The following is a 15,785-nucleotide window of genomic DNA, read 5'->3' on the forward strand; positions in this document are numbered from 1 at the left end:
GATCGGCTGCGCAGCAGCATGTGCAGCCGATCAAGCGACGCCTAGAACTTGTAGGTTGCTTCCAACTGGTAACGGCGACCGAATACCTGGTAGCCGCCATCGTCCTGATTGGCCAGCCGGTTGGGCTTGTTGTCGGTATAGGCGCGCAACGGCTCGTTGGTGAGATTGCTGGCCTGGAAACGGAAGCCGAGCTGCTTGCTGTACTGCCAGTTCAAGCTCAGATCCACCGTGCCTTCGCTTTGCAGGCGCGCCAGCCGTGCGGCATTCCAGCCGTACACCACCGTGTAGGGGCTGTGGTACTTGTAGCCCACGCGCGCTTCGAAGGTGCCGTTGCTGTACCACAGGTCGAAGGTGCCGGTCTTGCGTGCCAGCCCGCTCAACGGCAGCGGGTTGTCTTCCGGCGAGAATTCCTTGAGGTTGGAATCGACCAGCGAATAGTTCGAGTAGACGCCGAAGTTTTCCATGTGCGGGATGAAGTAGAACGGCGTCTGGAAGGTGAGCTCCACGCCATTGATGTAGCCGCCACCGCCATTGAACGGCGCGCTGACCAGGTAATCCAGGCCGTTGATCGTTTCGCGGTCGGTGCGGTAGCCGATGCTCGAATCCACTTCCTTGCGATACACCGCCAGGGCGGCGAGCGCTTCGGTGTGGAAGTACCACTCGTAAGAGACATCGACCTGGGTGGCCTTGAACGGGTCCAGCTGCGGGTTGCCGCCGCTGCCGGTGAGCTGGCCAACGGTCACGCTGGGGTCGTCCAGACGGCGGCCGGTGCGCAGTTCGTCCAGCGGCGGACGCGCGATGACCTTGGCCACTGCAAAGCGCAGGATGCGCTGGTCGTCGATCAGGAAATTGAGCGTGGCACTGGGCAGCACGTCGGTGTATTCCTTGCTGCCGGTGCTGGGCTGGATGGTGCTGCCGACCGAATCGAAACCCTCGCTGGTGGTCCTGGTGTTGACCAGGCGCACGCCGACATTGCCGGTGACATCGGTGCCGAACAGTTGCGAGCTGAAGACAGCTTTGGCGAAGGCTTCGCGCACGTCTTCCTTGACGTTCCAATGGTCGAGCAGTTGTTCGTCGAGCGTGCTCGGATCGAACCCGCCAAAGCCGATGCGTGCGATCTCGGCCATGTTGCCGCCGGTCAGCGTGGGCACGTTCAAGTCGGGCATGGTGACCGGGTAGATCAGGTCCTGATACGCCGAGATCGGCTGATCGTAGCCGGACTGGTTGCTGAGAAAGCGACGGTTCTGTTTTTCGCGACGCGCGGCGCGTGCGCCCAGTTCCAGCGACGTGAACGGGCCGGCATCCACGGCGCGGCTGGCGTTGAGTGCCAGCGCAGCGATCTTGTCGCGCAGCGCCTGCGGCTCGGTCTGCCCGGCAATGCCGTATTCGGGCGTGTCAGAGCTGGTGCTGATGGTGGGGGTGACGCTGCGACGGAAATCGAACGAGATGGTGTCCGGGTTGCTGCCGAAACGCACCGCCTGCCAGGTGTTGTCGCGCTTGGCCTGCGAAAACGACAGGTCGCTGCCCAAGGTCCATACATCGCCGCTCCACTTGGCATTCAAACCGCCGGCGGTGAGTGTCTTGACCTCGTTGTAGTGGCTGACCACATGGTCGACCTGCAGGTTCGAATTGGCCAGCGTGCCGGCCACCACATCGCCATCGACGATGGTGTAGGACGAGCCCGGCGTGGTGTATGGATTGGTGCTGCCGGAGAAGGTGCTGAAGGCCAGCCCGTTGAACCAGTTCTGCAACTGGTCTTCGTCGATTTCGATGCGCGAATACAGGCCGTCGAACTTCAACTCGAAATTGCCCGAGCGCCATTGCACGGTGCCCATCGCGCCGGTGCGGGTCTGGTCGATCAGCTTGAGCTGGTCGGCCGCGCCCCACGGGGTCGGGTCCACGGTGCCGTCGCCATCCACATCGCGCGAGGTGGTGGCATCGGTATAGCCCCAGCTGCCGATCGACGAGCTGGCGTTCTTCTGCTTCTGGTAGGTGGCGCCGAAGGCGACCGCCAGGTTGTCGTTGAGCTTGTGCACCCAGCTGGCGCCGAAGCGGCTGCCCCACGGGCTGTAGCCGTCCACATCCTTGGCGTGGTCGTAGAACACCGGGCCGGCGGTGCCGACGAATCCCGGGCCGGTGTAGTCGAGCGGGCTGATGGTGGAGATGTCCACGGTGGCGGCAAGACCGCCGGCGACCAGATCCGCCGACTGGGTCTTGTAGACCTTGACGGTGGAAACGATCTCGGTGGGGAACACCTCCCAACGCACTGCGCGGTTGGGCTCGGACGAGGCGATTTCGCGCCCGTTGACGGTGCCCATGGTCATGCGCGGGCCCAGCCCGCGCACGGTGGCCAGGCTCTCGTTGCCGCGGTCGCGGGTGCCATTGACGCCGGGCAGCCGCACCAGCGCCTCGGCCACGGTGACGTTGGGCATCTGGCCCATGTTGTCTGCGGAAATCACTTCCACGACATGATCGGACATCTGCTTGGCTTGCACCGCCTGATTCAGGCTGGCGCGCTGGCCGATCACGGTGATGTTGTCCAACGTGACCGGCGCCTGGCCATTGCTGGCGGCGCTGCTGGTGTCGTTGGCCGGCGGCGCGGCGGGTGCAGTGTCCTGTGCATGCGCGCCGAACGCTGTGGCCAGCACGCAAGCGATGGTGGTGCACAGGATGGCGCGAACGGGCGTGCGGCGCAGGCGCCGACTGGCCGGGTGGCCGGTATGGTGAACAGGCATCGGTTGATCCCTCCTAGGACAAAGTGACCGAATACGGTGGTAGCTGCGGGTGCGGCCAGCCGCATGGAGCGGGGCGGGCGCATCTGCGCGGGTGTGGCCAGTGGTGCTGTGCTGCGTGGTCGCTGTTGGTCGTTCGGGGCGTGACGCCGCACGCGCGCTGCGGCGCGCTCGCGTCCCCCCTGTCTTGCATGTGTCCGCTTCAGGGTAGAAGCGCAAGCCATTCCATTCCAATGAAGCATTTTGCGGCAGCTATCTCGGCTTGGAATGCTGCGCTGCGGCACTCGCGCTTGCTTGGCCCCTGAAGGTAAGGCGGTGATGCGGCAGAAGCTTTGGCATCGGGGCGGGTGCTTGGCTGACGTGGACTGATGCGATTGCCCAAGGCTGTTGCCGCTTGTGCACGCGGCGGGAGCGCCAGAGTGGCCAATGCAATAGCCCAGGTGCAGTGTGTCTGTCGTTGCGATCGCGGGCCGACGCACGGCTACGTCCGACAACCAGATCCACTTCCGCCAACTCGCTAACGCGCGCGTGCCGGCAGGCGCGGCAGCGCAGGAAACGCGCGCTGCACGCAGTCGCTGCGTTCGCAGGTCAGGCAGCCCGGGCCGATCGGTACCGCATCGTCGACCGCGTTCAGATCCCAACCCCGCGCATACACCAACTGATCGGCGTGGCGCAGGTCGCAGCCCATTGCCAGGGCAAAGGTCTTGCGCGGGCGGCCATACCCGGGCGGGCCGCTGCTGACCTGGCGGGCCAGCCAGAAATAGCGCCGGCCGTCGGGCATGCGCGCGATCTGGGTGAGGATGCGGTCAGGCTGGTTGAACGCCTCGTACACGATCCACAGCGGGCAGGCGCCGCCGACATGCGAGAAATGGAAATCGGTGGCCGAGTGGCGCTTGGAGACATTGCCGGCGCGGTCCACCCGCATGAAGAAGATCGGCAAACCGGCTGCCCCGCGCCGCTGCAAGGTGCTGAGCCGGTGACACACCGCTTCGAAGCCCACTTCGAAGCGGTCGGCCAGCCATTCGATGTCGTAGCGCGAGGTTTGCGCGCTGTGCAGGAACGCGCTGTAGGGCATCACCAGCGCGCCGGCGAAATAGTTCGACAGGCCAATCCGCGACAGCGCGATGCGCTCGGCGTCCTCGAAACCGGCATCGGCAATGCGCGCGTCCAGCAGCGGCGCGCACTCCAGCAAGGCCAGCTGTGCGGCCATCTGAAATGCCTGCTGGCCCGGCCGCAAGTGCGCCGGCAGCCACAGCACACGGGCTTGCGCATCCATGCTGCGTTTGTCGCTGTGCAGGTCGGGAGCGTCCTGCACCAGCAGGCCGTGGCGATCGGCGAGGCGTTGGCGCAGCCGCAGCGGCAGATTTTCCGGGGTCAACCCAAGTTCGGCGTAAAGCGCTTCGGCGCGCTCGTCCAGTTCCGGCAGATAGTTGTGCGCGCGGTTGAAGTAGTCGCGCACCTGCTCGCCGGGCGATAGCGATGGGATTGCCGCGTGCTCGACCCCGATCTGCAGCTCCAGCGCTGCGTTGCGTTCGAGCAGATGCTGATGGGCGCGGTGCAGGTCCAGCAGCGCCTGCGCTACCTGCGGCAGATTGCCGGTCAGCGCACGCAGCTCGGCCGGCAACAGCGTATGGCCCAGGCTGCGCAGCGATGCGTCCAGCGGCTCGACCAGTGCGGCCGGGTCGTCCAGGTCCAGCAGGCCGTCCAGGTCGCCCAGCGCGCTCTTGAGCCGCTGCTGGATGGCCAGGGTGAGCGGGCGCTGATTGCGCTCGATCTGGTTGAGATAGCTCGGCGACAGCTCGAGCCGGCGCGCCAGCTCGGCCTGGGTCAGGCCATGGCGCTGGCGCAGCCGCTGCAGGCGCAGCCCAAGCTGGTGGCGGAGTTGAGCGTGCGACTGGGGCATTCGCAAGATTCGCAAAATTGTGTCGCCAGCTTAGCGCGATTAAGCAATCGCGGGCTGGGAATGGAGGGTGTCGATGCAAACAATGCGAAGTATTGGCCTGCAACGGCCCGATGTCCTTCTCAACAAGCGAGCCCTGCAATGAGCCAATCCGTCCCCCGCGTCTCCCTGCTGATCGATGGCGAGTTGGTGGTGTCCGCCAGCACGCAGTGGCAGGACGTGGTCAACCCGGCCGACCAATCGGTGCTGGCCCAGGTGCCGTTCGCCACCACCGCCGAAGTGGATGCCGCAGTGGCGGCGGCCAGCCGCGCCTTCGTGACCTGGCGCAAGACGCCGATTGGCACCCGGGCGCGTATTTTTCTCAAATACCAGCAGCTGATCCGGGAACACATGCCCGAACTGGCTGCGCTGCTCAGCGCCGAGCAGGGCAAGACCCTGGCCGATGCCGAAGGCGATGTGTTCCGTGGCCTGGAAGTGGTGGAGCACGCCGCGGCGATCGGCAACCTGCAACTGGGCGAGCTGGCCAACAATGTCGCCACCGGCGTGGATACCTATAGCCTGCTGCAGCCGTTGGGCGTGTGCGCGGGCATCACCCCGTTCAACTTTCCGGCCATGATTCCGCTGTGGATGTTTCCGATGGCGATTGCGACCGGCAACACCTTCGTGCTCAAGCCCTCCGAGCAAGACCCGATGGTGACCATGCGGCTGGTGGAACTTGCGCTGGAAGCCGGCATTCCCAAGGGCGTGCTCAACGTCGTGCATGGCGGCGAGGAAGTGGTCAATGCGCTGTGCGATCACCCCGACATCAAGGCGTTGTCGTTTGTCGGTTCCACCAAGGTGGGCACGCACGTGTATCGACGTGCCTCGCTGGGCGGCAAACGCGTGCAATGCATGATGGGCGCCAAGAATCACGCCGTGGTGCTGCCCGACGCCAACCGCGAGCAGACGCTCAATGCGATGGTCGGTGCCGCGTTCGGCGCCGCCGGGCAGCGCTGCATGGCCGCCTCCACGCTGGTCCTGGTCGGTGACGCCCGTACCTGGATTCCGGAGTTGGTGGCCAAGGCCAAGAGTTTGAAGATCGGCGCCGGCAACGCGCCGGGCACCGAGGTCGGTCCGCTGATTTCCTGCGCCGCACGCGAGCGGGTGGAAGGCTTGATCGCCTCCGGCGTGGAGCAGGGCGCCACCCTGGAACTGGATGGCCGCGCGCCACAGGTGCCGGGTTTCGAGCAGGGCAACTTTGTTGGCCCGACCATCTTTTCCGGCGTCAAACCCGGCATGCGGATCTACGACGAAGAGATCTTCGGGCCGGTGCTGGTGATTCTGGAAGCCGCCACGCTGGACGAGGCCATCGCCTTGGTCAACGCCAACCCCAACGGTAACGGCACGGCGCTGTTCACCCAGTCCGGCGCGGCTGCGCGGCGTTTCCAGGAAGACATCGATGTGGGCCAGGTCGGCATCAACGTGCCGATTCCGGTGCCGGTGCCATTGTTTTCCTTCACCGGCTCGCGCGCTTCCAAGCTCGGCGACCTGGGCCCGTACGGCAAGCAGGTGGTGATGTTCTACACCCAGACCAAGACCGTGACCGCGCGCTGGTTCGACGATCAGACGCTGGCCCATGGCGTCAACACCACCATCTCCCTCAAGTGACCCGATCGCCATGAATGCAGCCATCCAGCTCCACCCCAACGCGGCCGATTTGAACGACGAGCAGGAAGCCTTCCGCGCTGCCGCGCGCGACTTCGCCGACAAGGAACTCGCCCCGCATGCAGCGCAGTGGGACGCAGAAGGTCACTTCCCGCGCGAGGCCATCGCCAAGGCCGCCGAGCTCGGCTTTTGCGGTCTCTACACCGACGAAGGCGTGGGCGGCCTGGGCATGCGCCGCCTCGATGCCGCAGTGGTGTTCGAAGAACTGGCCACGGTGGATCCATCCACCTCGGCGTTCATCAGCATCCACAACATGGCCACCTGGTTGATCGCCAGCTACGGCACCGAGACGGTGCGCGCGCAGTGGGGCCAGGCGATGACCAGCGGCGCCAAGCTGGGCTCGTACTGCCTGACCGAACCGGGCAGCGGCTCGGATGCGGCATCGCTGAAATCGCGCGCCCAGCGCGACGGCGACAGCTATGTGCTCAATGGCAGCAAAGCCTTCATTTCCGGTGCCGGCGCAACCGACGTGCTGGTGGTGATGGCACGCACCGGCGAAGACGGTGCGCGTGGCATCAGCGCCTTCGTGGTGCCGGCCGATGCGCCTGGCATCAGCTACGGTCGCAAGGAAGAGAAGATGGGCTGGAACAGCCAGCCGACGCGCGGTGTGAGCTTCGAAAACGTGCGTATTCCGGCCGAGAACCTGCTGGGCAAGGAAGGCGAAGGCTTCAAGATGGCGATGAAGGCGCTGGATGGTGGCCGCATCAATATCGCCGCATGTTCGTTGGGCGCCGCGCAAGGCGCGCTGGATGCCGCACGTCGCTACATGGGCGAGCGGCGCCAGTTCGGCAAGAAACTGGCCGATTTCCAGGCATTGCAGTTCAAGTTGGCCGACATGGCCACGCAGCTGGTGGCCGCGCGGCAGATGGTGCACACCGCCGCGCGCAAGCTCGATGCCGGCAGCCACGACGCCACCGTGTGGTGTGCGATGGCTAAGCGCTTCGCCACCGATGCCGGCTTTGCCATCTGCGACGATGCCTTGCAGATCCATGGCGGATACGGCTATATCCGCGAATACCCGATCGAGCGTTTGCTGCGCGATAGCCGCGTGCACCGCATTCTGGAAGGCACCAACGAGGTGATGCGCATGATCGTGGCGCGTCACCTGCTCAATGGCGAGGAGGACTTGCGATGAGCGATTGGGAAGGACGTCTCCATACCGGTCTGCAGGTCGAGCGCGATGGGCACGTGGCCATCGTGACCTTGAGCAACCCACCGGCCAACACCTGGACCGTGCACAGCCTGGCGGCCCTGCGCGACCTGGTGCGCGCACTGGATGCCGATCGCAGCATCTATGCGCTGGTGATCACCGGCGAAGGCGATAAGTTCTTCAGCGCCGGGGCCGATCTCAAGCAGTTCGCCGACGGCGACAAGGCCAATGCACGCCAGGCGGCGCGCCGGTTCGGCGAAGCATTCGAAGCCTTGAGTGCGTTCCGCGGCGTGTCGATTGCCGCCATCAACGGCTATGCGATGGGCGGCGGGCTGGAGTGCGCATTGGCTTGCGATCTGCGCATTGCCGAGCAGCATGCACAGCTCGCGTTGCCCGAAGCCAGCGTTGGCTTGCTGCCGTGTGCCGGTGGCACCCAGAACCTGCCGCGTCTGGTGGGCGAGGGCTGGGCCAAGCGCATGATCCTGTTGGGCGAACGTATCGATGCGGCAACCGCGCAGCGCATCGGCCTGGTGGAAGAGGTGGTCGGCAAGGGCGAGTCGCGCGCGCTGGCGGTTGCATGGGCGCAACGTGCCGGCAAGCAGAGCCCGGTCAGTGTGGCGGCGTGCAAGCAGCTGGTGCAGTCCACGCGCCATGGCACCCACGCAGCGGCGTTGATTGCCGAGCGCGAAGCCTTCGTCGATCTGTTCGAGCACGCCGATCAGGCCGAAGGTGTGGCTGCGTTTCTGGACAAGCGCGCGCCGCAGTGGAGCAACCGCTGATGGGGCAGGTCAGCGCAACCGACGAGGCACCGGTGCTGTTCGAGCAGCGTGCGTGCGCCGATGGGCATCGCATCGGCATTGCCACCTTGAATGCGCCCAAGACGCTCAACGGCCTGTCGCTGCAGATGACCCGGCAACTGGAGACGCAGTTGCGCGTGTGGGCCGACGATGCGCAGATCGCATGCGTGGTGTTGCGTGGCGCCGGCGAAAAAGCGTTCTGTGCAGGTGGCGATCTGCATGGCCTGTACCAGAGCATGCGTGCGCACCGCGATGCAGTGCCCGACAGTGCAGCGCGACGCGCAGCGCCGCAGGCCAACGCGCAGGCGGCCGCATTTTTCGAAGAGGAATACCGGCTCGACTACCGCATCCATACCTATCCGAAGCCGCTGCTGTGCTGGGGCCACGGCATCGTGATGGGCGGTGGCATCGGCTTGATGTCCGGCGCCAGCCATCGCGTGGTCACCGAACGCTCGCGACTTGCCATGCCGGAGATCAGCGTGGGGCTGTTTCCCGATGTGGGTGGCAGCTGGCTGTTACGCCGCGTGCCCCAGGGGGCCGGCCTGTTTCTGGCGCTGACTGGCGCGCCGCTGGATGCCAGTGATGCCATTTACGTGGGGCTGGCAGATGTGCGCCTGGAGCATGCGCAGTACGCAGCAGTGCTGGATGCGCTGAGCGCGCACGCATGGACAGGCAATGCGGACAACGACCGCACCCAGCTCAGTGCATTTCTGCATGGCATCGCGCAACCGACCGAGCCGGGCCCGCTGCAAGTCCACGCACAGTTGATCGAACAGTTGGTGGCCGGCGAATCACTGGAGCACGTTGTCGCTGCGATCCTCGCGCTGCAAAGCCAAGACGGCTGGCTGCAGGCTGCACGTGCCACCTTGGCCGCGGGTGCTCCGGGCTCGGCACGCCTTGCCTGGGAGCTGCATCGCCATGCGGGCACCACGACGTTGGCCGACACCTTCCGTACCGAATACGTGGTCGCATTGCATGCGGCGGCGCACGGCGATTTTGCCGAAGGCATCCGCGCGCTGTTGATCGACAAGGATCGTCAACCGCACTGGCAACCGGCGTCGCTGGAAGCAGCCGATGCGCAGTGGGCCGCAGCCTTCTTTGTTGCGCCCTGGTCGCCTGCATCGCATCCGCTTGCCGATCTGGGGGCAGGCGAGCTGGGTGTGCAGTGAGTGGCTGGCAATTTGCGAAGCACGTTCGGCTCACGTCGGATTGCAGTGCGGTTGCCATCTCTGACCTGCGTCGTCGCAGCTGAAAACCGGCGGTGGCTCCGCGCGCCCAATCCGCGATGATCCCGGCCATCTGTTGAAGATGGTCCTATTTTGGAAACCGACACCATGAGCAAGATCGCTTTTATCGGCCTGGGCAATATGGGCGGGCCAATGGCTGCCAATCTGATCAAGGCCGGGCATCAGCTGCGGGTATTCGATCTCGCACCGGCCGCCCTGGAGGCTGCCTCGGCGGCTGGTGCGCATGCTGCCAGCTCCGCGCAGGACACGCTGGCCGATGCCGAGGTCGTGATCTCGATGCTGCCTGCAAGCCGCCACGTCGAAGGTGTGTACCTGGGCGAATCCGGCATCCTGGCGCAGATCCCGGATGGCGCCCTAGTCATCGACTGCAGCACCATCGCGCCGGTGTCTGCGCGCAGGGTGGCCGATGCGGCCAAGGCGCGTGGCCTGACGATGCTCGACGCCCCGGTCTCCGGTGGCACGGCCGGGGCTGCAGCCGGCACGCTGACCTTCATCGTCGGCGGCGCTGCCGATGCGCTGGAGCGCGCCCGCCCGGTGCTGCAGGCCATGGGCAAGAACATCTTCCATGTCGGCGACAACGGGGCAGGGCAGGTCGCCAAGCTATGCAACAACATGGCCCTGGGCGTGATCATGGCCGCCACCGGTGAAGCGCTGGCGCTTGGCGTCGCGCAGGGCCTGGACCCTGCGGTGCTGTCGCAGATGATGGCGGTCAGTACCGGCCGCAGTTGGGCTACCGAGGTGTGCAACCCGTGGCCCGGCGTGCTGCCCAATGCGCCGGCGTCGCGTGGGTATAGCGGCGGCTTCGGCAACGACCTGATGCTCAAGGATCTGGGCCTGGTTGCCGAATCGGCGGTGCAGGCCGGCGTCTCGATTCCGCTCGGTGAGCTGGCGCGCAACCTGTATGCGATGAACAGCCAGGCAGGCAACGGGGCGCTGGATTTTTCCAGCGTGGTCAAGCTGGTCGCCAAGATATAACAGGCGATCCGCTCGCGCCGCGGAGTGTTGGATTGGCGGTGCGAGGGGGCATGCTTCCAGAGCGTGACTTCTTTCGCCCCGCAAATAGCGCAACCACTGCGCCTTGTGCGGCCCGCTGCACGACTCGCGTGATGTGATGTCATTACGCGCAGGTGTAATAGTCTCCGCCATCGCGTGCGCCTAAGGTGCGCGCATTGCAGCAGGCCACGACACCCATGGGACACGACCACAACCACGCACCCAGCGAAATCCGTCACGAAGCCCCCTTGTGGTGGGCACTGGGGTTGACCGCCACCTTCCTGCTGGCAGAGATCATCGGCGCATTCGTGACCAACAGCCTGGCGCTGCTGTCCGACGCTGCGCATATGGCCACCGACACCGTCGGCCTGATGATCGCGCTGGTCGCGGTGCGCTTGAGTCGTCGTCCGGCCGACGCGCGTCGCACCTATGGCTATGTGCGGCTCGAAGCGCTTGGCGCACTGGCCAATGGCGCGCTGTTGTTCGTAGTGGGTGGCTACATCCTGTGGGAGGCCGCGCAACGCTTCCGCGCTCCGCAGGACATCGCGTACAGCGGCATGCTGCTGATCGCCGGCTTCGGCCTGGTGATCAATCTGGTCGCCATGAAGCTGCTGCACGCCGGCAGCGGCGAAAGCCTTAACGTCAAGGGTGCCTATCTGGAGGTCTGGAGCGACATGCTCGGCTCGGTGGCAGTGATCATCGGTGCCCTGCTGATCCGCTGGACCGGCTGGCAATGGATCGACCCGGTGCTGGCCGTGCTGATCGGCCTGTGGGTATTGCCGCGCACCTGGGTGTTGCTGCGCGAAGCGATCAACGTGTTGCTCGAAGGCGTGCCCAAGGGGATCGACCTGGCCCAGGTGCAGCAGGCACTCACCAGCCATCCCGGCGTCGAAGACGTGCATGACCTACACGTCTGGGCGCTGGCCTCCAGCACGCCCGCGCTCACCGCGCACGTGGTGGTCAACGAGGCCACCGACCGCGACCGCCTGCGTGATGCGCTCGGCGCCCTGTTGCACGACCGCTTCGACATCGCCCACGTCACCTTGCAGGTGGAAAGCGGCCACTGCGGCACTGAACCCTGCGGCACACCAAAGCCGGCTGCAGACGCTGGCCATGACGCGCACCATGGGCACAGTCATGCGCATGGGCATTCCCATCATTAACCTCTGGTAGCAGCAGGTCGGCAGGTCATCGAATCAGCGCGTTTCGACCTGCGCAATCCACCGCACCTGTCCGGCCCTGGCGCGACATATCCAGATCGACTCCGACTGCCAGGTAATCGGTGCCAGCATCTGCACGCTGCGGTCTTGGCGCAAAAAAGAAGGCTGCCAACGGCAGCCTTCTTGCAAATCAGACTTGTCGATAGATGCCTGCCGGCCTCAGGCCACCGCTTCCCGCAACAACGGCGAGTCCCAACCCGGGCGCGGCGCGAAGCGTTCGCCATAGCGTGCATGCAGCGCGTGCAGGCGCTCCAGCAGCGCGTCTGCGCCGACGCTGCGGATGTACTGGATCGGGCCGCCACGGAAAGGTGCGAAGCCTGTGCCGAAGATGACCCCGGCGTCCAGCAGGTCTGCGTCGGCCACCACGCCATCGTGCAGGCAGGCCACCGCTTCGTTGAGCAGCGGCAGGATCAGGCGGTCTTCCAGATCCGCCGGTGCGGTGTAGCCGCTGGCAACCTCGGGTTTGACGGCGCGTCCGTTCTCCCACTTGTACAGGCCCTGGCCGTCCTTCTTGCCGCGCTTGCCGGCTTCCACGGTCGCCAGTGCCGCCGGGATGGGCAAACGCAGGAACGGCGCCAGCTCCGCGCCTACGCCCGCCGCCACATCCAGGCCCACGGTGTCGATCAGTTCGATCGGCCCCATCGGCATGCCGAACTTCACCGCCGTCTTGTCCAGCACCGGGCCAGGAATGCCTTCGGCATACGCGGTGGCCGCCTCGAGCAGGTAGGGGAACAGCACCCGGTTGACCAGGAATCCCGGCGTGCCGGCCACCGGCACCGGGAACTTGTCCAAGGCCTTGCAGAACGCAGCCAGGCGCGCGACGTTGGCCGGATCCAGACCATCGTGCTGCACGATTTCCACCAGCGGCATCATCGCCACCGGGTTGAAGTAGTGCAGGCCGGCAAATTGCGCCGGGCGCTGGATGTGGCCACGCAATTCGGTCAGCGGAATCGACGAGGTATTGGTCGTCAGCAAGGCATCCGGCTTGAGTTGCGGCTCGATCGATTGGTACAGATCGCGCTTTGCCTGCGGGTTTTCGATGATCGCCTCGATCACCAGGTCGGCCTGCGTCACGCCCGCGCCGGCCAGGTCGCCGCGCAGCCGCGCGGCCACTGCCGGCCGCTTGGCATCGTCCTTGACGCGCTTGGCGAACAGCTCGCCACCACGTGTCAGCGCCGTATCGATAAAACGCTGCTCGCGGTCCTGCAACGTGACCTCGAAGCCCTTGTAAGCCGCCCAGGCCGCGATATCACCGCCCATCACGCCGGCGCCGATCACATGCACATGGCGAATCGGGGCCGCCGCACCGGCTGCGTCCTTGCCGCCCAGCGCTTTCAGGCGCTCGGTCAGGAAGAAGATGCGGATCAGGTTGCGTGCGGTCGGCGTGCTGGCAAGTTTGACCACCGCCTTGCGCTCGGCCGCCAGGCGCGCCTGGATGCCGCTGCCGCCCGCCCGCTCCCAGACGTTGATCAGGGCGTAGGGCGCCGGGTAATGCTCCTTGCGCGCCTTGCGCGCCACCTGCTTGCGCATCTGCGGCGCCAGTAGTTTGCGCGCGAGCAAGGTATTGGTGGCCCACGCAGTGGCGCGCTGCTTGAACGCACGCGTGGTGCCGGCGAGCGCCAGGCTGGCTGCCACATCCACCAGCATGGCAGGCGCGGCGACCTTGTCGACCAGCCCCATCGCGCGCGCAGCCTTGGCCGATACCGTGCGGCCGGTGAGCATCAGATCCATCGCGGCCGGCGCACCGATCAGGCGCGGCAAGCGGGCGCTGCCGCCCCAGCCGGGAAAGATGCCCAGCTTGGTCTCCGGCAGCCCGATGCGGGTGCTGCCGTCATCGGAGGCCACGCGGTAGCGGCAGGCCAGCGCGATTTCGGTACCGCCGCCCATGCAGAAGCCATGAATCGCCGCGACGGTCGGGCAGGGCAGTTCGGCCAGCTTCTGGAAGACCTGCTGCCCGCGGTGGATGGCATCGTTGACCGTCCCCTTGCGATCGAATTCCTGGAATTCCTTCAGATCGGCGCCGGCGATGAAGCCGTTGGGCTTGCCCGAGCGCAGCACCACGCCCTTTGGCGGATCCAGTGCCAGCCGCTCGACCACGGCGCCCAGCTCCAGCAGCACCTCCTGCGAAAATGCGTTGACCGGTGCGCCCTGCCGATCGAGGCTGAGCACCACCACGCCGTCCTCGCGCAGATCGGCCTGCCAATGGCTGAATCGGAGCCCGTCGAAACCTGGAAGCATGCGTCTGGCCGTCCGGCAATAGAAGGAAAGGTCGTTATCATCCAGAGGTTGTTTCCTTCACGTCAAATACCCATACCTGTCGACAGGGGAGATCCGCGCGTTGCGCGCGGCGTCGCCAGCGGTGCATCGCTGCCGCTACCCTGATGCGTGACGGTCGTACGGATCGGTATGAACTTTTCTTTTCAACGGCGGTCTCATTGCCCGACTTCGGTGGGCTGACAGGAGTGCGGCCCGACATGGCCGAAGTCGATACACCTCAGGAGCTGGACCTGGAACTGGTCCGGCGCGTGCAGCGCGGCGAAAGCGCGGCGTTCGATGTGCTGGTGCGCAAATACCAGCATCGGATCGTTGCCTTGATCGGGCGCTACATCGCCGACTGGAGCGAATGCCAGGACGTTGCCCAGGACACGTTCGTGCGCGCCTACCGCGCGATCAACAGTTTTCGTGGCGACGCCCAGTTCTACACCTGGCTGCACCGCATTGCCGTCAACACTGCCAAGAACCATCTGGTTGCGCACAACCGCCGCCCGCCCACCGACGACATCGAGATCAGCGATGCCGAGCAATTCGATGGAGCGACCCGGTTGCGCGACACCGATACCCCGGAGCGTGAATTGATGCGACAGGAGCTGGAACAAACGGTGATGCGCGCGGTCCAAGCGCTACCGGAAGAACTTCGGTTGGCCATCACCCTGCGCGAGGTGGAGGGCCTGAGCTACGACGAAATCGCGCAAAAGATGGATTGCCCGATCGGAACGGTGCGCTCGCGCATCTTCCGGGCGCGCGAGGCCATCGACATCGAGCTGCGGCCTCTGCTGGAGACCGAAAGCGCTACCCGTGAGCGACACCGCGTATGAACCAGAACCCTGCCATGTCCACCACCGACAAATTCGAGCTTCACTATCGCCAGCAGCTGTCTGCGCTGGTCGACGGCGAGTTGAGCGCCGACGAGTCGCGCTTCCTGCTGCGCCGTCTGGCCCACGACGAAGAATTGGCCGGCTGCCACGAGCGCTGGCAGTTGTGCGGCGATGTGCTGCGCGGTGCGGCCAGTGCGCCGGCGCCGCTGGATTTTGCGGCGCGTGTGCGCAGCGCCATTGCCGAGGAGCCGGCACCGCAAGCGCAACCGGCGACCCGCCCTGGCGCACGTTGGCGCTGGGGCGGCGGTGCAGCGATTGCCGCCTCGGTCGCGGCAATTGCCTTGTTCCTGGCGCGCGAGCGCCTGCCAGACACCGCCGCGCCGGGTGCTGCAACAACCCCCGTCTATGCCACCGCTGCGCAGCTTCCGCCCGCCTCGCAAGCGCCGCAGGGACCTGAGGCACCGAAGGTGCCGGCCGCACCGGCTCCTGGGGCGCCGGATGAGGTGGCCGCGCTTGCTGCAGCCGTGCCTGCCGCTGCGCTGGCGTCTACTCGGCGCGGCGCGGCAACCCGCAATCAGCAAGTCGCACGCAGTGCGGCTGCGCGTCAGCAGCAGGCGCCGACCCGTATGGTCGCTGCGGCAGCACCGGCATCCACGGGCACTGCATCTGCGGTTGCGGCGACGCCGTCCAACCCGTTCACGCATCCGGATACCACGCTGCAGGCACGCCCGTGGCCGCGCGCGGCCCTGTCCGGGGCTGGCGAAAGCTCGCTCAATGCCAGTTTCCGCCAGAGCCAGCCCGGCACGGCGTTCTATCCGTTCGAACCCGCGCCACAGGCCGTGACCAGCCCGGCGCCGAACCGGCCGGCGCCGGCGCAGGCCCCGCAGGACTGACCCTGTCGCCGGCCTTCATCCGTTCGGCAATCTCCCTCCCGTTATCGTGCCGGG

General features: G+C 66.0%; 11 protein-coding genes. 8 read left to right on the forward strand and 3 right to left on the reverse strand.

Translation table 11 applies throughout. The features are described 5' to 3' along the window. Positions 1-41: 41 nt before the first annotated feature. Both J7396_RS02680 and J7396_RS02685 read right to left on the reverse strand, forming a co-directional pair. Complete coding sequence (locus J7396_RS02680) at positions 42-2,735, reverse strand: TonB-dependent receptor (protein ID WP_029818958.1); 2,694 nt, start codon at positions 2,733-2,735, stop codon at positions 42-44. A 514-nt stretch (positions 2,736-3,249) separates the two neighbouring features. Continuing rightward, positions 3,250-4,635, reverse strand: a complete 1,386-nt coding sequence (locus J7396_RS02685; RefSeq protein ID WP_209260917.1) for a short-chain fatty acyl-CoA regulator family protein — start codon at positions 4,633-4,635, stop codon at positions 3,250-3,252. Positions 4,636-4,773: 138 nt separating this feature from the next. On the opposite strand from J7396_RS02685, the gene J7396_RS02690 reads away from it, so the two are divergent. The 6 genes from J7396_RS02690 (at position 4,774) to J7396_RS02715 (ending at position 11,686) form a co-directional block, all read left to right on the forward strand. Next, positions 4,774-6,279 carry a CoA-acylating methylmalonate-semialdehyde dehydrogenase gene (locus J7396_RS02690; protein WP_209260918.1) on the forward strand — a complete coding sequence of 502 codons (1,506 nt, stop codon included), beginning with the start codon at positions 4,774-4,776 and terminating at the stop codon, positions 6,277-6,279. Between the two features lie 10 nt (positions 6,280-6,289). After that, positions 6,290-7,471 carry an acyl-CoA dehydrogenase family protein gene (locus J7396_RS02695; RefSeq protein ID WP_209260919.1) on the forward strand — a complete coding sequence of 394 codons (1,182 nt, stop codon included), beginning with the start codon at positions 6,290-6,292 and terminating at the stop codon, positions 7,469-7,471. Next, positions 7,468-8,265: an enoyl-CoA hydratase gene (locus J7396_RS02700; RefSeq protein ID WP_209260920.1), complete on the forward strand. Its 798-nt coding sequence runs from the start codon at positions 7,468-7,470 to the stop codon at positions 8,263-8,265. Before J7396_RS02695 ends, J7396_RS02700 begins: the two co-directional genes overlap by 4 nt. Then, complete coding sequence (locus tag J7396_RS02705) at positions 8,265-9,452, forward strand: enoyl-CoA hydratase/isomerase family protein (RefSeq protein WP_209260921.1); 1,188 nt, start codon at positions 8,265-8,267, stop codon at positions 9,450-9,452. The genes J7396_RS02700 and J7396_RS02705 overlap by 1 nt, the downstream gene beginning before the upstream one ends. 150 nt (positions 9,453-9,602) lie before the next feature. Beyond that, positions 9,603-10,505: a 3-hydroxyisobutyrate dehydrogenase gene (mmsB, locus tag J7396_RS02710; protein WP_031421779.1), complete on the forward strand. Its 903-nt coding sequence runs from the start codon at positions 9,603-9,605 to the stop codon at positions 10,503-10,505. A gap of 215 nt (positions 10,506-10,720) precedes the next feature. Then, the gene (locus tag J7396_RS02715) at positions 10,721-11,686 is read left to right on the forward strand and encodes a cation diffusion facilitator family transporter (RefSeq protein ID WP_029818966.1); all 966 of its coding nucleotides are present in this window, start codon (positions 10,721-10,723) and stop codon (positions 11,684-11,686) included. A 216-nt stretch (positions 11,687-11,902) separates the two neighbouring features. Here J7396_RS02715 and J7396_RS02720 read toward each other — a convergent pair whose 3' ends face one another. Beyond that, positions 11,903-13,981, reverse strand: coding sequence for a 3-hydroxyacyl-CoA dehydrogenase NAD-binding domain-containing protein (locus J7396_RS02720; protein WP_209260922.1), 2,079 nt, complete (start codon positions 13,979-13,981; stop codon positions 11,903-11,905). A 236-nt stretch (positions 13,982-14,217) separates the two neighbouring features. On the opposite strand from J7396_RS02720, the gene rpoE reads away from it, so the two are divergent. Next, complete coding sequence (gene rpoE / locus J7396_RS02725; RefSeq protein ID WP_003488227.1) at positions 14,218-14,838, forward strand: RNA polymerase sigma factor RpoE; 621 nt, start codon at positions 14,218-14,220, stop codon at positions 14,836-14,838. Then, on the forward strand, positions 14,835-15,731 hold the full coding sequence (locus tag J7396_RS02730) for an RseA family anti-sigma factor (RefSeq protein WP_209260923.1): 897 nt from the start codon (positions 14,835-14,837) through the stop codon (positions 15,729-15,731). The genes rpoE and J7396_RS02730 overlap by 4 nt, the downstream gene beginning before the upstream one ends. Positions 15,732-15,785 lie beyond the last annotated feature (54 nt).

Source organism: Xanthomonas sp. A1809, assembly GCF_017746015.1.
Taxonomy (GTDB): Bacteria; Pseudomonadota; Gammaproteobacteria; order Xanthomonadales; family Xanthomonadaceae; genus Xanthomonas; species Xanthomonas euvesicatoria.